The sequence below is a fragment of the Janthinobacterium sp. GW822-FHT07H11 genome (genome assembly GCF_058798615.1).
On record NZ_CM179507.1, the window covers coordinates 449,019 to 470,560 of the forward strand.

Here is a 21,542-nt window from a genome sequence, read left to right on the forward strand (position 1 = left end):
CAGTTCTACCATGAGGTAGTTTTTCCCTCATTTATTTTTGCTCCTTACCGACGCTGCGAACCTGCCCATGAACATACTCACCATCGATGCCGGCACCACCAATACGCGTACCTTGCTGTGGCGCGCCGGCGCCGTCGTCGCCCAGGCGCAGCTGGAAACGGGCGTGCGCAATACCGCCATCGACGGCCATAACGGCGCGTTGAAACAGGCGCTGCGCGACACCATCGCCAGCGTGCTGGCCAGCGCCGGTATCGCGCCGTCCGCCGTGGACCTGGCGCTCGCTTCGGGCATGATCAGTTCGCCCATGGGGGTGCGGGAAGTGCCGCATGTGCCGGCGCCCGCCGGCCTGGCCCAGCTGGCGCAGGGCATGCAGGCGGTGGATTTGCCCGACGTGCTGGCGCAGCCCCTGTGGCTGATTCCCGGCGTGCGCAACCAGCATGGTGCCATCGGCCTGCATAACGTCGAGGCGATGGACATGATGCGCGGCGAGGAGACGGAAGTCGTCGGGCTGCTCGAGCGCCTGCAGTTGCGCGGTGCGGCCACGCTGATCATGCCCGGCTCGCACACCAAGCTGGTCAGCGTGGACGAACAGGGCCGCATCCTCGGCTGCGCCACCACCATCGCCGGCGAACTGCTGCAAGCGATCTCGCAGCACACCTTGATCCGCCAGTCGGTCGACGGCGCATTCGCCGAGGTGCTGATACCGAAGATGCTGCTGGCCGGTGCCGTCGCGGCGCAAAAGACGGGCCTGGCACGCGCCTGTTTCAGCGTGCGCACGCTGGGCCAGTTCAGCGCCGTCGAGCGTAACGAACGCGCCAATTTCCTGATGGGCGCCGTGCTCAGTGGTGACCTGCTGGCGCTGCGCAACAGCACGGCCATACAGATGCGGCCCGACTCCACGCTTGTCATCACCGGCAAACCGATGCTGCGCGAGGCCTTGACCTTGCTGATCGAGGAACACGGATTTTTCTATGGCAAGCGCATCGTCGTCGACGATGTGCAGCAAGCGAATATGGCGGGCCATGGCGCCTTGCTGATCGCCGCCGCGCGCGGCTTGATTTCCCTGCAGGAGGCCGCATGAGCGGGCTGAAAACAAAGCGCCCCTTGCGTTCGCAAGCGTGGTTTGGCGGCGACGACAAGGACAGTTTCATTCACCGCAGCTGGATGAAGAACCAGGGTTATCCGAGCGATGCCTTCGATGGCCGGCCCGTCATCGGCATCTGCAATACCTGGTCCGAGCTGACGCCCTGCAATGGCCATTTTCGCGACCTGGCCGAGATGGTCAAGCGTGGCGTGCTCGAGGCGGGCGGCTTTCCCGTCGAATTTCCCGTGATGTCGCTGGGCGAGACGAATCTGCGCCCGACGGCCATGTTGTTCCGTAACCTGGCCAGCATGGACGTCGAGGAATCGATCCGCGCCAATCCCATCGACGGCGTGGTGCTGCTGACGGGCTGCGACAAGACCACCCCGGCCCTGCTGATGGGCGCGGCCAGCGTGGATTTGCCCACCATCGTGCTGTCGGGCGGCCCCATGCTGAACGGGAATTACCGGGGCAAGCCGATCGGCTCGGGCACGGATGTGTGGAAGTTTTCCGAAGACGTGCGCGCCGGGCGCATGACCTCAAACGAATTCAAGCAGGCCGAATCGTGCATGTCGCGTTCCGCCGGCCACTGCATGACCATGGGCACCGCTTCCACCATGGCCAGCATGGTCGAGGCGCTGGGCGTGACCCTGCCCGGCAACGCGGCCATTCCCGCCGTCGATGCGCGCCGCAAGCTGCAGGCGCAGCTGACGGGCCGGCGCATCGTCGACATGGTGCATGAAGACCTGAAACTGTCGCAGATCCTCACGCGCGCAGCGTTTGAAAACGCCATCATGGTCAACGGCGCCATCGGCGGCTCGACCAATGCCGTGATCCACCTGCTGGCCATTGCCGGGCGCATCGGCGTGGACATGCGCCTGGCCGACTGGGACCGCCTGGGCCGCGACATTCCCTGTTTGCTCAACCTGATGCCGTCGGGCCAGTACCTGATGGAGGATTTTTACTATGCGGGCGGCCTGCCCGTGATCATCCGCGACCTGCTGGGCAAGCTGCATGGCGAGGCGCTCACCGTCACGGGCGCCAGCATGGCCGTCAACGTGGCCGAAGCGGAAAATTTCAATCCCGAGGTGATCACGCCGCTGGCGCAGCCCTTCAAGGACGAAGGCGGCATCGCCGTCCTGCAGGGCAACCTGGCCCCGCGCGGCGCCGTCATCAAGCCCTCGGCCGCGTCGCCCGAGCTGATGCAGCACCGTGGCCGCGCCGTCGTCTTCAACAGCATCGAGCATTATAAAAAGCGCGTCGACGATCCCGCGCTCGATATCGACGCCAGCTGCGTGATGGTGCTGCAAAATTGCGGCCCGCAGGGCTATCCTGGCATGGCCGAAGTGGGCAATATGGGACTGCCGAAAAAACTGCTGGAGCAGGGCGTGCGCGACATGGTGCGCATTTCGGACGCGCGCATGAGCGGCACGGCCTACGGCACGGTGGTGCTGCACGTGGCGCCGGAAGCGGCCGTGGGCGGGCCGCTGGCGCTGGTGCGCGACGGCGACATGATAGAACTGGACGTGGCGGGACGGCGCTTGCACCTGGACGTCGACGAGGCCGAACTGGCGCGCCGACGCGCAGAGTGGCGCGCTCCCGAGCCGGCCATGCGCGGCGGTTACCAGTCCATGTACATCAAGCACGTGACGCAGGCCGACGAAGGCGCGGACCTCGATTTCCTCGTCGGTTGCCGGGGTTCGGCCGTGCCGCGCGAATCACACTAAAAGGAAAAAAATGATGGGGACACAGGCCCAATTACTGGTCGATGCGCAGGATTTCCTGGGCGAGGGCGTGCGCTGGTGCGAACGCAGCGGCCGCGTTTTCTGGACGAATATCGAAGGCTGCCAGCTGCATGCGCTGGTGCTGGCCACTGGCGAACGCTTGCGCTGGGACATGCCCGAGCGCCTGGCGTGCTTTGCGCTGACGGACCGCGACGACGTACTGCTGCTGGGCCTGGCCTCGCGCCTGGCCTGGTTCGACGTGCGCAGCGGGGCCGTCACGCCCTTGCACACGGTGGAGGGCGACTTGCCCATGACGCGCCTGAACGATGGCCGCTGCGACCGCCAGGGACGCTTTGTCTTCGGCACGCTCGATGAACGCCCGTGCCGCGATGCCATCGCCAGCTTCTATCGCCTCAACCTGGACTTGAGCCTGGAACGGCTGCCGCTGCCGCCCATCGCCATCTCGAACAGCATCTGCTTCAGCGTCGATGGCACGGCCATGTATTTCTGCGACTCGATGAAGAAGGCGATCTACCGCTGGGATGATTATCTGGGCGGCGACGCCAGCCGGGTGCGCGTGTTTGCCGTGCTCGACCCGGGACCGGGTGCCGCCGACGGCGCCACCATCGATGCGCATGACCACTTGTGGAGCGCGCAGTGGGGCGCGGGCAGGGTCTTGCGCTTCGCGCCGGACGGCAGCGTCGAGCGGGCGATCACCTTGCCCGTCTCGCAGCCCAGCTGCGTGAGCCTGGGCGGCCCGCACTACGATGAATTGTTCGTCACCACGGCGCAGGAAAGCTTGACCCCGGCGCAGTTGGCGGGCGAACCGCTGGCCGGCGGATTGTTTCATGCGCGCCAGCCTGGCTTGCGCGGTTTGCCGGAAGTGCGCTTTGGCGCCCTGCCGGCCTGACAGGAGAGAGCAGATGCAGAAGCACATGGTTTTCAATGGCATTATCGAGCGGGGCATCGTCGGTATCGTGCGCGCCTCTTCCGCGCAGGCGGCCGTGCAGATCGCCGAGGCGTGCATTGCCGGCGGCATCACGGCGCTGGAAGTGGCCTTCACCACGCCCGATACCCTGGGCGTGCTGCGCACCCTGCGCGAACGCCATGGCCAAGAGGTGTTGCTGGGCGCGGGCACGGTGCTCGATACGGAAACGGCGCGCGCCGCCATCCTGGCCGGCGCCCAGTTCATCATTTCGCCCAGCGTCAACGTGGAGACCATCGCGCTGTGCCAGCGCTACCAGGTGTTGTCCATGCCGGGCGCGATGACGCCGACGGAGATCGTCACGGCCCTGCAGGCGGGCGCCGATATCGTCAAGGTCTTCCCGGCCGAAATGTTCGGCCCCGCCTACATCAAGGCCCTGCGCGCACCCTTGCCGCAAGCGCCGCTGATGCCGACGGGCGGCGTGACGGTGGAGAACCTGCATGCATGGTTTGCCAGCGGCGCCGTGGCCGTGGGCATCGGCGGCAGCCTCAGTGGTCCGGGCGCCACGGGAGATTACGCGGCCGTGACGGCGCGCGCGCGCGCATTTGTGGCGCAGATGGCGGCCGTGCGTACGGCTAAGTCTTCTGGCTAGCTCCCGGCGGGACGGGAATCTGCTACGCTAGGCGGGCAATGTCGCACGCCTCATAGACCAGAATATGTCCAACATCGCCCGCATCCTGCAAGACAGCCGCATCATCGCCATCGTCGGCATGTCCGACAAGCCCGAACGCGCCAGCCACGAAGTGGCCGACTACCTGCTGCGGCATGGCTACCGCGTATTGCCCGTCAATCCGGCCCTCGCCGGGCGTGACGTGCTGGGACAGCGCGCCTACGCCAACTTGGCGGAAGCTGCGGCGGCCGTCGCGCCGGCGCGCATCGACATCGTCGACTGCTTCCGCAAGCCGACAGATATCCTGCCCATCGCCGAGGAAGCCGTCGCCGTCAAGGCCGGCTGTTTGTGGCTGCAGCTCGACGTCGTCAATGAAGAGGCGGCGCAGCTGGCGCGGGCGGCGGGCCTGGACGTGGTGATGGACCATTGCACAAAAATCGAGCACCGCAAGCTGGCGGTGGCGGCATGAAGGCGCGCACGCAATTCCGGGCCGGCAAGGGTTTTGATCTGAACGAGGAATTCGCCGGCAAGCGCCTGCTCGGCGCCGCCACCAAGGCGGCCAACAAGAAGCTGACGCCAGCCCAGTGCAAGGCCCTGGACCGCGAGGAAACCGTGGCGTTGACGGCGCAGATCGCCGAGTGCCAGAGCATGCTCTATGCGCAGCACAAAAAGAAGGTGCTGCTGGTCTTGCAGGGCATGGATACCTCGGGCAAGGATGGCACGGTGAAGGCCATCTTCAGCAATATCAACCCGATGGGCATCCGCGCCGTGGCGTTCAAGGGCCCCACCGATATCGAACTGGCGCACGATTACCTGTGGCGCGTGCACCAGCACGTGCCGGTCAAGGGCGAGATCGCCATCTTCAATCGCAGCCATTACGAGGATGTGCTGATCACGCGCGTGCAGGACATGATCGACAAGGCCGAATGCCAGCGCCGCTATGCGCAGATCCGCGATTTCGAGCGCATGCTGAGCGAAACGGGCACCGTCATCCTGAAAGTCTTCCTGCATATCTCGAAGGACGAGCAACGGGGACGGTTGCAGGAGCGGCTCGACGATCCCGACCGCCAGTGGAAGTTCGATCCCAACGATATCGCCCAGCGCAAGAAGTGGGACTTGTATCAGCGCGCCTATGAAACGGCGATCCGCGAGACCGATGCCGACCATGCGCCGTGGTACGTGGTGCCGTCCAATTCCAAGACGCAGCGCAACCTGGTGGTGGCGTCCCTACTGCTGGAAACGCTGCAGGCCATGAAGCTCGAATACCCGGCGCCGGACCCGAAACTGTCGTCTTTCAAGGTCGAGTAAATCCGCGCCGCGCCTGCGGAATCGGCCGCGCTGTGGCATAGTATCCCCCGTCGATAATTCAAACCAGACCGGAGATCCACATGCTGCAGTTGAAAGATCCTACCTTGTTGCGTCACCAGGCTTACCTGAACGGAGCCTGGGTCGATGCCGATGGTGGCCAGACGCTCGACGTGAGCAATCCCGCCACCGGCGAGCATCTGGGCACCGTGCCCCTGATGGGCGCAGCCGAGACGCGCCGCGCCATCGAGGCGGCCAATGCCGCCTGGCCCTCCTGGCGCAAGAAGACCGCCAAGGAACGCGCGGCCGTGCTGCGCCGCTGGCATGACCTGATCCTGGAAAATGCCGACGACCTGGCGCTGATCATGACCACCGAGCAGGGCAAGCCCTTGCCGGAAGCGAAGGGCGAAGTGCAGTTTGGCGCCTCGTTCATCGAGTGGTTTGCCGAAGAAGGCAAGCGCGTTTCCGGCGAGACCCTGCAATCGCCATGGCCGGACCGCCGCCTGGTGGTGACCAAGGAACCGATCGGCGTGTGCGCCGCCATCACGCCGTGGAATTTCCCTGCCGCGATGATCACGCGCAAAGTCGGCCCCGCCCTGGCCGCCGGCTGCCCGATGGTCCTGAAACCGGCCGAAGCGACGCCGTTTTCCGCGCTGGCGCTGGCCGTGCTGGCCGAGCGCGCGGGCGTGCCGGCGGGTGTGTTCAGCATCGTCACGGGCGCGCCGAAAGACATCGGCGGCGAAATGACCTCGAACCCCATCGTGCGCAAGCTGACGTTTACGGGCTCGACCCAGGTGGGCCGTTTGCTGTTTGAGCAGTGCGCGCCGACGGTCAAGAAATTGTCGCTGGAACTGGGCGGCAATGCGCCTTTCATCGTCTTCGACGACGCCGACCTGGATGCGGCCGTGGAAGGGGCCATCGCCTCGAAGTATCGCAATGCGGGCCAGACCTGCGTGTGCGCCAACCGCCTGTACGTGCAGGACAGCGTGTATGACGCGTTTGCCGACAAGCTGGTGGCCGCCGTGGCCAAGCTGAAAGTGGGCAATGGCATCGAGGCGGGCGTCACGCAAGGTCCGCTGATCGACGCCAAGGCCGTCGCCAAGGTGGAAGAGCACGTGGCCGACGCGCTGGCCAAGGGCGGCCGGCTGCTGGCCGGTGGCAAGCGCCATGCGCTGGGCAATGGCTTTTTCGAGCCGACCATCATCGCCGACGTGACGAACGACATGCGCGTGGCCACTGAAGAGACTTTCGGCCCGCTGGCGCCCCTGTTCCGCTTCAAGACCGACGATGAAGTCGTCGCCCTGGCCAACAACACGGAATTCGGCCTGGCCGCCTACTTTTATTCGCGCGACATCGGCCGCATCTGGCGCGTGGCCGAAGGCCTGGAAACGGGCATGGTCGGCGTCAACACGGGCCTGATCTCGAACGAGATCGCGCCCTTCGGCGGCGTCAAGCAATCTGGCCTGGGCCGCGAAGGATCGACCTATGGCATCGAGGACTACCTGGTCGTCAAGTACATCTGCATGGGCGGCATCCAGGCTGCCTGATTAAAGCAGCGGCGCCGCTCCTCGGCGCCGCTCGCCACGATTTTGCAAGCATCCCTTACGTGCGTTATCGACGGCTGTTGCGCGCCGCTCCTAAACGGTCCAGCATGCGCTTGACCGCGTCCATCTGCGTGCCGCTGCGCGTGTAGAAATCCGGATCGATCGGATTGAGGCTGGTGTAGCCCCAGAAATCCCAGCAGCCTTTCGGATTGTAGGGATAGACGGGGCTGGGTTCGGCCTGCGGATACAGCACGATGATCTTGTTGGCGTCGGCTACCTGGTTGTAGCCGGTGCTGGTGTAGAAGCGGTTGCCGATCGCTTGCGTCGTTTGCAGGCAACCGTGGAAGACCACGTGCACGCGGCAGCTCTCGCTGTCGCACGCCTTCGGTATGTAGGCGTATGCCGTATTGTTCATGCTGGAGAACGAGCTCTGGATGAAGCTGCGCTGGTTGAAGGCGATCAGTTTGCCCGTCAGGCTGCCGGAGGACGGCTGCAGGTCCGGGTACAGGTGCTGCAGGATGTCGCGCGCCTGCACGAAGTCGCAGTCGTTGATGAACGGTGACGCCGTCACGTCGCAGGCCTTGTCCTGGTTGTTGTCGGTGATGATGGCATGGCCGGCGCCGACCGTGTCGACGAAGCGGATCTGCGCCGCCGGCGTGCCTGCCAGCTCATAGAATTTCCCCACCTGCTCCACCACGGGCCGTGTCACGGTCTGGTCTTTCGTGCCGCTGAACAGATACACGCGCTGGCGTTTCAGGTTGGCCGTATCGTCGATGAGACGGGCGCGCGCAAAGTCGTTTGCCGCGCGCAGCAATTCGCTGGCCACAGGCGGCGGCACCTGCGCGGACGCCGGGTTCATGCAGGTGCTCAGGGCATTCGTCAGATAGGGAATGTAGGGGAAGCGGCCCGGCTGGCCCGAGCAGAAATACGGGCCGCCCGCGATGATGCCGGCACCTGTCACGGTGGCCGAATAGGCGACGGCAAACTGCGCCGCCATGAAGGCGCCCGAGGACAGACCGGACACCGTGGTCTGGCTCAGGTCGGCCTGGTAGGCGGGCAGGGCAGGCGCATCGCCCGTCGCGGCGGGCTTGATGGCCGTGGCGGCGTGCGAACCCCCGGGCGCCAGGGTGAGCAGGCTGGCGGCCAGCAGTGCGCTGGGTAGTGCTGTCAGGTACGGGAAAGGCATGGCGACTCCAGACGAAAAGAGGGCAGGAAGGCCGAGCATAGGTAAAAAAACTGTGCGCCGGGCAAGTACTGCAGCGTCGTTGATGTCGCTCAAACTATCGCTGTTGTTGTCCGTCTTGTACGCGTGCGCGGCGTTTGGCATAGAATGGTTTTTTTCTTTCCGACCATGGTGCCTTTCATGTCCAAGACCCTCGCCCAGCTGTTTGCGCTCACCACCCTCGCCGCCAGTGCCAGCCTGGCCATGCCGGTCCATGCCGCCGCAACCGCGCCAGCTGCCGCCGCGCCAGCCGCCTGTCCCGCCATCCTCAAGCAGACCTTCAACCGCCTGCAGGACGAAGCGCCGCAAAACCTGTGCCAGTATGCGGGCAAGGTCGTGCTGGTGGTCAACACGGCCAGTTATTGCGGCTTCACCAACCAGTATGAGGGTCTCGAGGCGCTGTATGCCAAGTACGGCAGCAAGGGCCTGGTGGTGCTGGGTTTCCCGTCGAACGATTTCGGCAAGCAGGAACCGGGCAATAGCAAGGAAATCGCCGATTTCTGCTACAACACCTATGGCGTAAAGTTTCCGATGTTTTCGAAGTCCGTCGTCTCCGGCCCGAATCCGAATCCGCTGTATGTGGACCTGATCAAGCAGACCGGCAAGACGCCAGCATGGAATTTCCACAAGTACCTGATTGACCGCAATGGCAAGGTCGTGGAAAGTTTCCCCAGCAAGGTGACACCGGATGACAAGAAACTCGTCGGTGCGGTGGAAAAAGCGCTGGCGCTGTAAGTTGCCGATATACAAGCAGGCCTGAGCGCCTGCTTTTTTTTAATGCCGTGCTTGTCGTCTTGCCATCATTGTCCTAAGCTGGTTGTTCATACTTGTAAAAACAACAGACAAGGAGATCATCATGGCGTATGTCGATGGATTTGTTGTTCCCGTACCGCAAGCCAAGCTCGATGCCTACCTGGCCATGTCGCGTACCTGCGGCGCCATCTGGCGCGAACTCGGCGCGCTGGAGTTTCGCGAATGCGTGGGCGACGATGTCAAGCCGGGCAAGCTGACTTCGTTCCCGCAGGCGGTGGACTTGCAGGAGGGCGAAGTGGTGGTGTTTTCCTGGATCGTGTATGAGTCGCGCGCCAAGCGCGACGAGATCAACGACAAGGTCATGAAAGACCCGCGCATGGCCGAGATGATGGACCCGGCCAAGCTGCCGTTCGATGGCAAGCGGATGATCTATGGCGGGTACGAGATGCGCATTGACGCTTGAGGAACGAGCTGCGCCACCATGGTGCCGCGCAGCGCGTTGCACAGCAATATGGTTTCGGCCCGCGCCAGCATGGCGCGCGTGATGATGGTTTCCTGCGCGTTCCAGGCGGGATCGGCCAGCATGGCGGCGCGCTGCACGCCGGGCAGCAGGCCGCAGGACAGCGGCGGCGTGTGCCAGTGGCCGTCCAGCCGGACGAAGACATTGCTGCGCCCGCCCTCCGTCAGCTCTCCCCGCTCGTTGAAGAACAGCATGTCGAAGCAGCCTTGCGCCTCGGCCGCGCGCCAGGCCGCATCGTAGCGCGTGCGCACGCTGCTCTTGTGACGCAGGAAGAGGTCGTCCGCTGTGGTGGCATCCGCCGCCAGCATGACGTTGACCGTGGCTGGCAAGGGCGCGAGTGCGCCGCTCTGCACGCTGAACTGGCCATCCTGGGTCAGCGCCAGGCGCAGGCGGAAGGGGACATTGTCCACCCGCTGCGCGCAGGCTGCCTGCAGCGCGGCGCGGGCAGCGTTTTCATTCCAGATAAAACCGAAGTAGGCGCTGGACGCGGCCAGGCGCGCCAGATGCCGCTCCTGCAGGCGGCAGCCACCGTCACGGCTGGCGTGCAGGGTCTCGAACAGTTCGAAGTCGTTGCTCAGCCCCGTCAGGAAGCGGGCCTTGAGCTGGCATTCCGCAAATTCCTCGCGTGGATCGCTGTCGAGGACGATGCCGGCGCCCACGCCCATTTCGCCGCGCCGGATGCCCGCAGGGCCAACCGGCTGCAGGGCCAGGGTGCGGATCGGCACGGACATGCAAAAGTCGCCAACGGCATGTGCGCCACCGGCTACCGGCGGGTCGAACCAGCCGATGGCGCCCGTGTAGATGCCGCGCGGCGCCCCTTCCAGTTCGGCGATGATTTCCATGGTGCGCCGCTTCGGCGCGCCCGTGATCGAACCGCACGGATACAAGGCCTGGAAGATGTCGGCCAGGCTGGCGTCCGCGCGCAGGCGTGCCTGCACGGTGGAGGTCATCTGCAGCACGCTGCTGTAGCGCGTCACTTCGAACAGGGCCGGCACCCTGACGGAGCCGGTGGCGGCAATGCGGCCGATATCGTTGCGCAGCAGGTCGACGATCATCAGGTTTTCCGCGCGGTTCTTCGGATCATTGGCCAGGGCGGCGGCGCGGCGCGCGTTTTCTGCCGTTTGATCCGCAGGGGCGGCCGGCGCCGTGCCTTTCATGGGACGCGCCGTCAATTCACCCTGCGCATGGCGCACGAACAGTTCGGGCGACAGCGACAGCAGGGTGCCGCCATCGGGCAGCAGCACCAGCGCGCCATATGGCACCGGCTGGCGCGCGCGCAGCCGCGCGTACAGGGCCAGGGGGGAGCCGAAGGCGTCGAAGCGCAGGCGGTAGGTATAGTTGACCTGGTAGGTGTCGCCGGCCAGGATGTAGTCGTGGATGCGTTCGAGCGCATGCGTGAATTCCGCCTGCTCGATGTTCGCCGTGATGCCGGCGATGCCGGCTGGCGCAGCGGCCGCCGGCACGCGGTCGTCCAGCCATTGCGTCACCGCTTCCTGCGACAGTTGCTGGCAATGTTCAAAAACGAGTACCTGCGCCAGCGGCGGCGCATCCGCGCCGGTCGCGCGCGGCGGCATGGCCAGCAAATGCGCGCCCAGTTCGTAGCTGCACACGCTGACGGCGTATTGGCCGCGTTTTAAGGCCTCTTGCAGCCCTTCGAGCAGGGTCGGCCACTCGCCGCCCCCGCTGCAGCGCAGGACCGCCGCCAGCCCCGTGTACAGGCGCGAGCCGGCGCCGGGGGCGCTGGCGTCGTCGAGCAGGGCGAAACAGTCGGTGTGCATGGGGACAGCCACGGCGATGACTTACCCCAGCAGCATGGCGATTTGCAGCGCCGCTTCCTGGGACGGATTGATCTTGAAGCCGCTCTTGGCATAGCGGTGCCAGCGTCCGATGACGAAGCTGACGATCAGGGTGGCGCGCGCGGCCACTTCGCTTTCCTTGCCATGGCCTTCGGCGGCGGCTACGCGCAAGGCCTGCTTGAGCGCCAGCTCCACGCGGTCGTAGAACTGGTTCATGCGCACTTGCAGGCGCTCGTCCTCATTGACCAGCGCATCGCCGATCAGCACGCGCGTCATGCCTGGATTGCTGATGGCGAAATTGAGCAGCATGCCGATGATGTCGCGCGTTTGCGTCATGCCGTCGCTGTGTTTTTCCGCGATCTGGTTGATCAGGCCGAAGACGCTCGATTCGATGAATTCGATCAGTCCTTCGAACATTTGCGCCTTGCTGGCGAAATGGCGATACAGGGCCGCTTCCGAGACGGCCAGCCTGGCCGCCAGTGCGGCAGTGGTGATCTTTTCGCCTTTCGGCTGCTCCAGCATTGCGGCGAGGGCCTGAAGAATTTGTAGCCTGCGTTGGCCCGGCGGTGTGCTTGCCATGTTTTCTCTTGTAGTTAAAAAAAATGCTGCCTTGATGGGAGATCCGAAACCGCCGCTAGCGGCCTGGCATCCGGCGTCAGCGGAGACCTTGGAGTCCCCTTCAACGCAGGCGATGAAGGCGGCGTGCCAAATGCCGGACAGATTTTACTTTGACATCGACGTAAGCGGGGCGATTTAACGCTTTTGGCAACCTCGCCATGCCGATCGGATCGGCCATTTTCAGGTATTGCGTGACCCAGGCCGTGCGCAGCCCCAGCTTTTTCGCGCCCTTCAGGTTGGTCAGGGTGTCTTCCACCAGGATGCAGCGGCCGGGACGGATCTGGTGCTTGCGCATCAGTTTGCGCAGCATCAGGGTCGATGGCTTGGGCCGCAGCTGGCGGTGCACGTGCATCGATTCGATGGCGACATGCTGCGAAAAATGCTGGCGCAGGCCCAGGTGGCGCATCACGTCGCTCGAATAGCGCAGCGGCGCGTTGGTGAGTAAAATTTTACGGCCCGGCAGGCGCTTGAGTAAAGCGCCCAGTCCCCGTTCGGCGCGTATCATGGCGCGCAAATCGTCGAAGGCATGCGTCTCTTGTAAAAAATGCGCAGCCTGCACCTGATGGTGCTTGACCATGCCCAGCAAGGTGGCCCCGTAACGGTGCCAGTAGGCCGCACGCGCCGCGTTGACGATGGCGTCGTCGGCCGGCGTGACGCCATCGCCCAGCACGCGCGCGATATACGTGTTCATATTGGCCGTGATGGTGGGGAAGATGGCGTGCGAGGCATTGTGCAGCGTGTTGTCGAGGTCGAACAGCCAGACCGGCGGCGAGCGGTTAAGATGGGACACAGGCACAAGAGTCTTTGCTAGCTAAGATAAAAAATTAACAATCAGGAAACAATCAGGAAAACCATGCGACGCCAGATTATAGTGATGTTTTGCGGATTATTCTTGCTGCCGCTTCAGACGGCCTTCGCCGAAGCGCCGCCGGCGGCGCCAAACCGGGGTGCCCTGTTCAAGGTGCAGGACGCTGGCCATACCCTGTATTTGTTCGGCACCATCCACGTCGGCGCGCCCGACTTTTATCCGCTGGAACCGACGGTGACGCAGGCGCTGCACCGGGCCGGGGTACTGGCGCTGGAGATCGATCCCGGCGCCGACCCGCGCGCCGCGCTGGGCGCCGTGCTGAAATACGGCATGGAGGCGCCGGGCAGCCACGTGCCGGCCGACTGCCGCCAGACCCTGGCGCCGCGTCTGGCGCCGTTGTTGCAAAAATACGGCATAGCGCCCGAAGCGGTGGCGCCGATGAAACCGTGGATGCTGGCCAGCATGCTGGCCATCGGCGAGTTTTCCACGCTCGGCTATCGCTCCGACCTGGCGGTCGACCATTATCTGTCGCAGCAGGCCAGGGCGCGCAAGATCCCCGTGCTGGAACTTGAGTCGATGGAAGGCCAGATGGCGTTGTTTGGCGCCATGTCGCCCGGCGACCAGTGCCGCTTCCTGGAAGACGGCGTGACCTCGATCGAGGACCAGGAACAAAGCCAGGAAGCGCGCGAGATCGCCAACGCCTGGCGCACGGCCGACGCGGCCGCCTTCGACAAGCTGGCGGCAAAGGCCGCGACAGACCCCTCGTTCGCCGCGCAGTTCGTGCAAAAGGTGTTGTTAGATGGCCGCAACCCGGCCCTGGCCGACGGCATCGCCAAGCTGCTGGCGCGCGAAAAGCACAGCCTGGCTGCCATCGGCGTGCTGCACCTGGTCGGAGCGAAAAGCGTGCCGGATTTATTGCGTCAGAAGGGCTTGAAGGTCGAGCGGGTGTATTGAAACGCGGAGGAGATACGGGCGACGGATAGCAGAGCAGATGGAAAAATGGTCAGGACAACGCCGCCATGGACAGTTTTTCAGCTGCGGGGAAATGGATACTGGTGCCCTTGACGTGGATCGAACACGTGGCCTCTCCCTTACCAAGGGAGTGCTCTACCACTGAGCTACAAGGGCATAAAAAATCGGCGCTGGGTGAATTGCGCCGAATTATTTTTAGTGCGAACGGATCATAGTACCAAAAGCCTGCTCGGTCAACACTTCCAGCAATAATGAGTGCTCGATGCGGCCATCGATGATGTGCACCGTGTTCACGCCGGACTTGGCGGCGTCGAGCGCGGACGAGATCTTCGGCAGCATGCCGCCCGAGATCGTGCCGTCCGCGAACATCTCGTCGATTTCACGCGCCGACAGGTCGGTCACCAGGTTGCCCTGCTTGTCCTGGACGCCGGCGATGTTGGTCATCATGATCAGCTTTTCCGCTTTCAGGATTTCCGCGATCTTGCCCGCCACGACATCGGCGTTGATGTTGTAGGCCTGGCCATCCTGGCCGAAGCCGATCGGCGAGATGATGGGAATGAAGGCGTCGTCCTGCAGCGCCTTGACGACGGCCGGGTTGATCGCGTCGATCTCGCCGACAAAGCCGATGTCGAGGAACTCGCCCGGATGTTCGCGGTCCGGCATCTGCATCTTGCGCGCGCGGATCAAGCCGCCATCCTTGCCCGTCAGGCCCACGGCCTGGCCGCCGTAATGGTTGATCAGCATGACGATATCCTGCTGTACTTCGCCGCCCAGCACCCACTCCACCACTTCCATGGTTTCTTCGTCGGTGATGCGCATGCCTTGCACGAAGGTGCCTTGCTTGCCGATTTTTTTCAGTGCATTGTCGATCTGCGGTCCGCCGCCGTGGACCACGACAGGGTTCATGCCGACCAGTTTGAGCAGGATGACGTCGCGCGCGAAGCCGTGCTTCAGGCGCTCGTCCGTCATGGCATTGCCACCGTATTTGATGACGATGGTTTTGCCATGGAAATTACGGATGTATGGCAGGGCCTCGGCCAGAATCTGCGCCTTGATTTGCGGCGACACCGCCGTCAAGTCGTCATTCATGTCCAGGTTCAAGTTAGCTAGTTGATTCATGGCGAGTCCGGAAAATAGATTTGTGGGATTTTACAGGGAAGAAGAAAATCTTGGAGGCATTATAGGGCTATCTTGTTGTATTTTCCCTGGCGATCCTATAGTCTGGTTCGATATGCTGGCCAGCCAGCCCTTTTACCGTCCGTTACATCTGCGTCGTGCGACCTCGCAGCGTGTCACACAATTGCAAATTCAAACACAGCCATGAGCCTCTGCACTCTCTGCGGTGCCACTTTCCAGTGCGGCCAGCTCGATCCGGCCGCCGGCCAGCCATGCTGGTGCGCGGCCTTGCCGCCGGCCGTGCCCGTTCCAGGCGGCACGGCCATCGGCTGTTGGTGCCCCGCCTGCCTGCAAGCGCACATCGCGCTGCTGGAGCGCCCGGCCAAAACGGCAAACACCGCTAAATAAGCGCTTCTTCGCTTAGTTTCTTTGCAAAAGAACTTGCTTTCTGTAACTGAATACCTGCAGACTTCGCTTTCAAGAGTTACTGATAGGAAATTATCATGCGTTTCAGGGATATCCGGATCGGCGTGCGCATCAATGCGGGCTACGCGATCCTGATCGTGCTGATGCTGGTGGTGATCGGGCTGTCGGGCAGCCGCATTTACGCGATCCGCGCCGAGACCGACGATATCCTGCGGCGCGACTGGGTAGCGGCCAAGGCCACCAGCAAGATTCACGGGCTGGCCCGCGAGGCGGCCACGCGCATCGCCAGCCTGCCGATCCAGCATACGCAGGCGCTGCGCCAGGAAAACCAGGCGCGCCTGCTGGCGATCAAGCAGGGCATCGACGAACAGGTGCGCATTCTCGACGGACTCGAGGCGCGGCCCGACGAGCGGCGTTTGCTGCAACAGATGCACCGCGCGCGCGCCGACTATTTCGCTTCGCTGACCCAGGTCTTTGCGCTCGTCGACCAGGGCGACGGCGCGGCCGCCGAGCAGGCCCTGCAGACGGTGACCCTGCCCGTGCTGGAACATGTGCTGCTGTATGTGGGCCAGCTGGACGACCTGCAGCAGCAGCAGATCCAGCGCAGCGCGGCCAGGATACGCAACGATATCGATACCTCGCTGCTGCTGATGGGCGGCATCGGCCTGGCGGCCCTGCTGGTGGGCCTGGCGTTCGCCTGGTCGGCGCGCTCGATCACGCGCCCGCTGGGAGAAGCGGTGGCGATCGCCACGCGCGTGGCCAATGGCGACCTCAGTTCCGTCATCGAGGTGACCTCGCGCGACGAGACTGGCGAATTGCTGCAGGCGCTGAAGAACATGAGCACCAGCCTGGCCGTCGAGCAGGACTTGCGCCATGCGGTCGAGGTAGCCGAGGATGCCACCAAGATGAAGTCCGACTTTCTCGCCAATATGTCGCACGAGATCCGCACGCCGATGAACGGCATCATCGGCATGACGCATCTGGCGCTGCAGACCGAACTGACGCCTACCCAGCGCAACTACCTGGAAAAGGTCGAGTCGGCATCGAAGAACCTGCTGGCCATCATCGACGACATCCTCGATTTTTCGAAGATCGAGGCGGGCAAGATGGCCTTTGAAAAGGTCGATTTCTTCCTCGAGGACGTGCTGGCGCAGATCGCCGACCTGTCCGTGATGCGCGCGCAGGACAAGGGGCTGGAATTGCTGTTCGATGTCGCCCCGGACGTGCCCAATGCACTGCAGGGCGATCCGCTGCGCCTGGGCCAGGTGCTGATCAACCTGACCAACAATGCCATCAAGTTTACGGAAAAGGGCGAGATCGTGGTCAGCATCCGCCTGCGGCAGCTCGAAGAACACGCTGCCGTGTTGCGCGTCGACGTGCGCGATACGGGCATCGGCCTGACGCCGCCGCAGCGCAGCAAGTTGTTCCAGGCCTTTACGCAGGCCGACACCTCCACCACGCGCCACCACGGCGGCACGGGGCTGGGACTGACCATCAGCAAGCGCCTGGTGGAAATGATGGAAGGCGAGATCGACCTGGAAAGCGAGGCGGGCGTGGGCAGCACTTTCTTCTTCACGGCCCGCTTCGGCCTGGCCGCCGTGCGCCGTGACAGCCTGCCCGTGCCGCAGCAGTTCAAGGGGCTGCGCGTGCTGGTGGTCGATGACAACCCCAGCGCGCGCGAAATCTTCGTCGGCATGCTGACGGCGCTGGGCTTCGAGGCGCGGGCCGTATATGGCGGCGTGCTGGCCATCGGCGCCGTGGCGCAGGCGCGCGCCGAAGGACGTCCGTACGGCCTGGTGCTGATGGACTGGAAAATGCCGGGCATGAGCGGCCTCGATACCCTGGCCGGCATCCGTGCCGATGCCGCCGGCATCGATGCGACGCCCGCCTGCATCATGGTCACCGCCTATCACCGCGAAGCGCTGCTGGAAGAGGCGCGCCAGCGCGAGCTGCCGCTCGACGGCGTGTTGAACAAGCCGGTCAGCGCCTCGACCCTGCTCGACCAGATTGCCTTCGTGTTTGGCGGCGTGACGGGCCAAAGCCGCAAGACGCAGCGCCAGAGCAGCTACCGCGATGACGAGCGCGCCCTGCGCGGCGCCTGGCTGCTGCTGGTGGAAGACAATGAGGTCAACCAGGAAGTGGCGCAGCAAATCCTCAGCGACGCCGGCATCCGCGTCGATATCGCCGGCAACGGCGCCATCGCGCTGGCGAAGATCGAGGAAAACGCCTATGACGGCGTGCTGATGGATTGCCAGATGCCGGTGATGGACGGTTACCAGGCCACGCGCAAGCTGCGCCAGGATGCGCGCTTTTCCAACCTGCCCGTGATCGCCATGACGGCCAATGCCATGGTCGGCGACAAGGAAAAATGCCTGGACGCGGGGATGAACGATTTCATCGCCAAGCCGATCGACGTGGCGCAGCTGTTCGGCACCCTGGCGCGCTGGATCGCGCCGGCCATGCCGCAGGAAATGACGGCGCTGGTGGCGCAGGAGGAAGCGGAGCTGCCTGTCATCGCCGGCCTGAAAATGACGGAAGCGATGCGCCGCGTGGGCGGAAATACCGCTTTGATGCGAAAATTGCTGGACCGTTTCGTGGAAACCCAGTTCGATGCGATGCTGCGTATCGGGGCCGCCATCGAGAACAACCAGCTCGAGACGGCCATCCGGGAAGCGCATACCCTGAAGGGACTGGCCGGCAATATCGGCGCCAGCGGCCTGGCCGACGGCGCCGCGCGGGTCGAGCACTTGCTCAGTCTGGGCTCGCACGACGGCTTGCCGCAGGCCCTGGCCGCGTGCGCGCTGGCGCTCGATGAACTGGTGCCGAAGATCGTGCTGGCCATGCAGGCGCGTGCCAGCGTGGCCGAGCCGGGCAACGCCGTGGCGGCGCCGCCGGTGGACCGGGCGGGCCTGGAGGCAGGCTTGCGCGAGCTGTCGCAGCTGCTGCAGCAGGATGATGCGCAGGCGGTCAAGCATCTCGATGGCATCGGACCGGTGCTGGTCGCGGCGGGGCAGGCGGAACATGCGCGCCAGTTGAAGCGCATGCTGGGACAATATGATTTCGAAGGCGCGCTGGCACAGCTGGGCGAGGTCGCCGAAGCACTGGAGCTGACACTGTGACAAGGATACATATGCAGAGCGAAGGACGGGCATGATAGCGCCAATAAGCAAGCCAACCATCCTGGTAGTGGATGACACCCCCGACAACATCGATTTGCTGCGCGCGGTGCTGGAAAACGAGTACCGCACCAAGATCGCCGTCAATGGTGAGCGGGCGCTGAAGATCGCCGCCGGCAGCGACCAGCCAGACCTGATCCTGCTCGATATCATGATGCCGGGCATGAGTGGCTACGATGTGTGCCGTGCGCTGAAGGCCAATCCCGTCACCGCCGGCATACCGGTGATTTTCGTCACCGCCATGAGCGAAGTGGCCGATGAGCAGCTGGGCCTGGCGCTGGGCGCCGTCGATTACATCACCAAGCCGATTTCCGCCCCCATCGTGCTGGCACGCATCAAGACGCAGCTGGCGATGAAGCACATGCAGGATTTCTTGCGCGACCAGAATCACTACCTGGAAAGCGAAGTGGAACGCCGCGTGCAGGAAGTGGCGGCGCTGCAGGACGTCACGATACACGCCATGGCATCGCTGGCCGAGACGCGCGACAGCGAGACGGGCAACCATATCCGCCGCACCTCGCATTACCTGAAGGCGCTGGCGGAAAAGGTGCGCCACTTGCCGCGCTTCCGCGATTTTTTGACGGACAAGAATATCGAGCTGTTGTTCAAGACGGCACCGCTGCACGATATCGGCAAGGTGGGCATTCCCGACCATATCCTGCTCAAGCCGGGCCGTTTCGAGCCGCACGAAATGGCCATCATGAAGACGCATACGACACTCGGGCGCGATGCCATCCTGGCGGCCGAGCACGAACTGGGCATCGAAGTCGATTTCCTCAAGTATGCGAAGGAGATCGCGTATAGCCACCATGAAAAATGGGATGGCAGCGGCTACCCGCAAGGGCTGGCCGGCGAGGCGATTCCCATTTCGGCGCGCCTGATGGCGCTGGCCGACGTGTACGATGCCCTGATCAGCCGGCGCATCTACAAGCAGGGCATGGGCCATGCACAGGCCGTGCACATCATCGTCGAGGGACGCGGCACGCATTTCGACGCCGAGATCGTCGACGCCTTCCTGGAGATCCAGGAGCAGTTCATCGCCATCTCCAACCGCTACGCCGACGGCGTGTGCGAGATCGCCGACAAGCAGCGGCAGGTTGCGTCGTTCGCCAGCGCCGTCAACTGACGGTTTTAAAGAAGCGCATCATCTCGCGGCTGGCGTCCGGACCCTTGCCGTCCGTATAGGTGCCGCTGTCGCTGCCGCCGGACCAGGCATGGCCGGCGCCGTGGATGACCCAGTATTCTCCCAGCGGAGAGCCGTCGGCCTGACTGTGCGTGGTACGCGTATAGCGGTGGCCGTTGGGCACGCTGCCGTCGATGGAGGCGGCCCTGGCTGCCTTGCCGCCGGCCTGGCTGCGCACACCCTGGGCGATCAGTTCATCGCCATTGCGCAGGTTGACTGTGGTGTCGCGGTCGCCGTGGAAGACGATGATGGGTACGCCGCCAGTGGGGGCCGCGCGCTTGCGCCCGGGCATGGCGCCGCCCTTCATGGCCGCCAGCGCCGACGGCAAGTCTTGCGCCGAGGCGAAAGGCAGGCCCGAATGCACGCCCACGGCGGCAAACAGTTCAGGATACAGGGTGCCGACGATGACGGCCATGGCGCCGCCCGCCGACAGGCCGGCGATGAACACTTCGCGCTCATTGACGGGATACTCGTCGATGATCTGCTGCGCGATGCCGGCGATCAGCGATGGCTCGCCCTGGTCGCGCTGCTGGTCGAGCGCGTTGAACCAGTTCCAGCAGCGCGAACTGTTGGCGCCCTGGGTCTGCGCCGGATAGACGACAAAGCACTGCTTTTCCTCGGCCACGGCGTTCATCTGCGTGCCGGCCGCGAAATCGTCGGGATTTTGCGTACAGCCGTGCAGCATGACGAGCAGCGGCATGGCCTGGCCATGGTAGCTGCTGGGGATATACAGCTTGTAGGAACGCGTGCCAGCATGGTTGCGGTACACGCCGTCGATGAATTGCGCGCCGGCCGGCAATTGCACCTCCGCGGTGGCGGGGGCGCCGAAGCCGGGTGGCTGGAAATGGGGCATCTCGAAGCTGGGCATGTCGAAGCTGTGCTGCCCCAGTCCTGCGGGCACGCCCAGGCGCGCCATGAAGTCTTGCGCAAATTCCTGCGCTGCCTGCGCGGGCGTTGGAGTATCGGCTGGGGTATCCGCAGTGGCGGCCGGTTGCGGCTGCGCGGCCCTGGCCTGCGCGCCAGCGGGAGGCGGATTAATGTCCTGCATCGGCTGGCGCGGCGGCGCGCCGGTCGCTTGCGTGCCTGCGCCGTTTGGCGCCAGGCCGGCCGCGGCCAGCGCCTGCTGGATTGCTTCGGTGGCGGCGGCAGGGCCGCTGCCCATCAGATTACGGGTTGCGGCGCGCATTTGCGCCAGCATGTTGAGAGGTAGTTTCATGACCATCCTTAACGGTGCCGCGCATCGGCCCGGCCATCGCCGCAAACCGATACGCTAGTGAATTCGCCCTGCGAGCGCCGTCTTGACGACGGTGCTGGCGTGCAGGGCACCTAATACGAAGATCGACTCGATGGTGGCCAGTGCCAGTTCCACGGAGACGTCGCTGGCAATGCTGGCCAGGCCCAGTACCTGGATCTGCAGGCGCTGGCCGGCTGCCTGGATCGCTTCCAGGTCGGCGCGCGAATAATGCTGCATGCCCAACACCAGGCTTTTGCGCGCGACGGTTTGTTTCACCACGTCGGCATGGGTGCCCAGCTGGTTGCGTATGGCCGTACGGATCAGGTCCGTGCGGTTGGAATAAAATCCTTCCTGGACCAGCAAATCGATTTGCCCCAGGTCGATCAAACCCAGATTGATCGTGATTTTTTCCGATTCCCCAATCTTGGGCTTACTGTCTTGCTTGGCCATAAGTCTCCATAAACTCCAT

General features: G+C 64.1%; 20 protein-coding genes and 1 tRNA gene. 13 read left to right on the plus strand and 8 right to left on the minus strand.

Annotation, left to right across the window (positions count from 1 at the left end; genetic code table 11):
* The first annotated feature begins 67 nt into the window (after positions 1 to 67).
* The 7 genes from AC3RCJ_RS01950 to gabD all read left to right on the plus strand — a co-directional run bounded on the left by AC3RCJ_RS01950 (position 68) and on the right by gabD (position 7,252).
* The gene (locus tag AC3RCJ_RS01950; protein WP_492957636.1) at positions 68 to 1,081 is read left to right on the plus strand and encodes a 2-dehydro-3-deoxygalactonokinase; all 1,014 of its coding nucleotides are present in this window, start codon (positions 68 to 70) and stop codon (positions 1,079 to 1,081) included.
* Positions 1,078 to 2,808, plus strand: a complete 1,731-nt coding sequence (gene araD, locus AC3RCJ_RS01955; protein ID WP_492957638.1) for an L-arabinonate dehydratase — start codon at positions 1,078 to 1,080, stop codon at positions 2,806 to 2,808. The genes AC3RCJ_RS01950 and araD overlap by 4 nt, the downstream gene beginning before the upstream one ends.
* Positions 2,809 to 2,818: 10 nt before the next feature.
* The gene (locus AC3RCJ_RS01960) at positions 2,819 to 3,715 is read left to right on the plus strand and encodes an SMP-30/gluconolactonase/LRE family protein (RefSeq protein ID WP_492957640.1); all 897 of its coding nucleotides are present in this window, start codon (positions 2,819 to 2,821) and stop codon (positions 3,713 to 3,715) included.
* Positions 3,716 to 3,728: 13 nt separating this feature from the next.
* Positions 3,729 to 4,382 (plus strand): bifunctional 2-keto-4-hydroxyglutarate aldolase/2-keto-3-deoxy-6-phosphogluconate aldolase, encoded by a 654-nt coding sequence (locus AC3RCJ_RS01965; RefSeq protein WP_492957642.1) that lies wholly within the window; start codon positions 3,729 to 3,731, stop codon positions 4,380 to 4,382.
* Positions 4,383 to 4,446: 64 nt separating this feature from the next.
* Positions 4,447 to 4,869, plus strand: a complete 423-nt coding sequence (locus tag AC3RCJ_RS01970; RefSeq protein ID WP_492957644.1) for a CoA-binding protein — start codon at positions 4,447 to 4,449, stop codon at positions 4,867 to 4,869.
* A complete protein-coding gene (locus AC3RCJ_RS01975; protein WP_492957646.1) occupies positions 4,866 to 5,708 on the plus strand; it encodes a PPK2 family polyphosphate kinase in 843 nt (280 codons plus the stop codon). The genes AC3RCJ_RS01970 and AC3RCJ_RS01975 overlap by 4 nt, the downstream gene beginning before the upstream one ends.
* Positions 5,709 to 5,788: 80 nt before the next feature.
* Positions 5,789 to 7,252, plus strand: coding sequence for an NADP-dependent succinate-semialdehyde dehydrogenase (gene gabD / locus AC3RCJ_RS01980; RefSeq protein WP_492957648.1), 1,464 nt, complete (start codon positions 5,789 to 5,791; stop codon positions 7,250 to 7,252).
* Positions 7,253 to 7,316: 64 nt separating this feature from the next.
* Here gabD and AC3RCJ_RS01985 read toward each other — a convergent pair whose 3' ends face one another.
* The gene (locus tag AC3RCJ_RS01985; RefSeq protein ID WP_492957650.1) at positions 7,317 to 8,435 is read right to left on the minus strand and encodes an extracellular catalytic domain type 2 short-chain-length polyhydroxyalkanoate depolymerase; all 1,119 of its coding nucleotides are present in this window, start codon (positions 8,433 to 8,435) and stop codon (positions 7,317 to 7,319) included.
* A gap of 177 nt (positions 8,436 to 8,612) precedes the next feature.
* Between AC3RCJ_RS01985 and AC3RCJ_RS01990 the strand changes: the two genes are divergently transcribed.
* Both AC3RCJ_RS01990 and AC3RCJ_RS01995 read left to right on the plus strand, forming a co-directional pair.
* Positions 8,613 to 9,206: a glutathione peroxidase gene (locus tag AC3RCJ_RS01990; RefSeq protein ID WP_492957652.1), complete on the plus strand. Its 594-nt coding sequence runs from the start codon at positions 8,613 to 8,615 to the stop codon at positions 9,204 to 9,206.
* A gap of 121 nt (positions 9,207 to 9,327) precedes the next feature.
* Positions 9,328 to 9,687, plus strand: a complete 360-nt coding sequence (locus AC3RCJ_RS01995; RefSeq protein ID WP_492957654.1) for a DUF1428 domain-containing protein — start codon at positions 9,328 to 9,330, stop codon at positions 9,685 to 9,687.
* Here AC3RCJ_RS01995 and pabB read toward each other — a convergent pair.
* The 3 genes from pabB to AC3RCJ_RS02010 form a co-directional block, all read right to left on the minus strand.
* Entirely contained in the window at positions 9,654 to 11,522 is a 1,869-nt protein-coding gene (pabB, locus tag AC3RCJ_RS02000; protein WP_492957656.1) for an aminodeoxychorismate synthase component I, read from the minus strand. The two genes, AC3RCJ_RS01995 and pabB, sit on opposite strands and share 34 nt — an antisense overlap.
* A gap of 21 nt (positions 11,523 to 11,543) precedes the next feature.
* Positions 11,544 to 12,119 carry a nucleoid occlusion factor SlmA gene (gene slmA / locus AC3RCJ_RS02005; RefSeq protein ID WP_070313104.1) on the minus strand — a complete coding sequence of 192 codons (576 nt, stop codon included), beginning with the start codon at positions 12,117 to 12,119 and terminating at the stop codon, positions 11,544 to 11,546.
* Positions 12,120 to 12,219: 100 nt separating this feature from the next.
* Complete coding sequence (locus AC3RCJ_RS02010) at positions 12,220 to 12,954, minus strand: pyrimidine 5'-nucleotidase (protein ID WP_492957658.1); 735 nt, start codon at positions 12,952 to 12,954, stop codon at positions 12,220 to 12,222.
* 96 nt (positions 12,955 to 13,050) lie between these two features.
* On the opposite strand from AC3RCJ_RS02010, the gene AC3RCJ_RS02015 reads away from it, so the two are divergent.
* Positions 13,051 to 13,920: a TraB/GumN family protein gene (locus AC3RCJ_RS02015; protein ID WP_492957660.1), complete on the plus strand. Its 870-nt coding sequence runs from the start codon at positions 13,051 to 13,053 to the stop codon at positions 13,918 to 13,920.
* 99 nt (positions 13,921 to 14,019) lie between these two features.
* Here AC3RCJ_RS02015 and AC3RCJ_RS02020 read toward each other — a convergent pair.
* Both AC3RCJ_RS02020 and argB read right to left on the minus strand, forming a co-directional pair.
* Positions 14,020 to 14,094 (minus strand) — tRNA-Thr (locus AC3RCJ_RS02020).
* A gap of 39 nt (positions 14,095 to 14,133) precedes the next feature.
* Entirely contained in the window at positions 14,134 to 15,027 is an 894-nt protein-coding gene (gene argB, locus AC3RCJ_RS02025; protein WP_010393729.1) for an acetylglutamate kinase, read from the minus strand.
* Positions 15,028 to 15,258: 231 nt separating this feature from the next.
* Between argB and AC3RCJ_RS02030 the strand changes: the two genes are divergently transcribed.
* The 3 genes from AC3RCJ_RS02030 (at position 15,259) to AC3RCJ_RS02040 (ending at position 19,782) form a co-directional block, all read left to right on the plus strand.
* Positions 15,259 to 15,462 carry a cysteine-rich CWC family protein gene (locus AC3RCJ_RS02030; RefSeq protein ID WP_492957662.1) on the plus strand — a complete coding sequence of 68 codons (204 nt, stop codon included), beginning with the start codon at positions 15,259 to 15,261 and terminating at the stop codon, positions 15,460 to 15,462.
* 95 nt (positions 15,463 to 15,557) lie between these two features.
* Positions 15,558 to 18,599: a response regulator gene (locus tag AC3RCJ_RS02035; RefSeq protein ID WP_492957664.1), complete on the plus strand. Its 3,042-nt coding sequence runs from the start codon at positions 15,558 to 15,560 to the stop codon at positions 18,597 to 18,599.
* 31 nt (positions 18,600 to 18,630) lie between these two features.
* Positions 18,631 to 19,782, plus strand: coding sequence for a response regulator (locus AC3RCJ_RS02040; RefSeq protein WP_492957666.1), 1,152 nt, complete (start codon positions 18,631 to 18,633; stop codon positions 19,780 to 19,782).
* On the opposite strand, the gene AC3RCJ_RS02045 is transcribed toward AC3RCJ_RS02040, so the two are convergent.
* Both AC3RCJ_RS02045 and AC3RCJ_RS02050 read right to left on the minus strand, forming a co-directional pair.
* Complete coding sequence (locus tag AC3RCJ_RS02045; RefSeq protein ID WP_492957668.1) at positions 19,775 to 21,055, minus strand: extracellular catalytic domain type 1 short-chain-length polyhydroxyalkanoate depolymerase; 1,281 nt, start codon at positions 21,053 to 21,055, stop codon at positions 19,775 to 19,777. The genes AC3RCJ_RS02040 and AC3RCJ_RS02045 overlap by 8 nt on opposite strands.
* A gap of 54 nt (positions 21,056 to 21,109) precedes the next feature.
* Positions 21,110 to 21,523 carry a CopG family transcriptional regulator gene (locus AC3RCJ_RS02050; protein WP_034752801.1) on the minus strand — a complete coding sequence of 138 codons (414 nt, stop codon included), beginning with the start codon at positions 21,521 to 21,523 and terminating at the stop codon, positions 21,110 to 21,112.
* Positions 21,524 to 21,542: the final 19 nt, after the last annotated feature.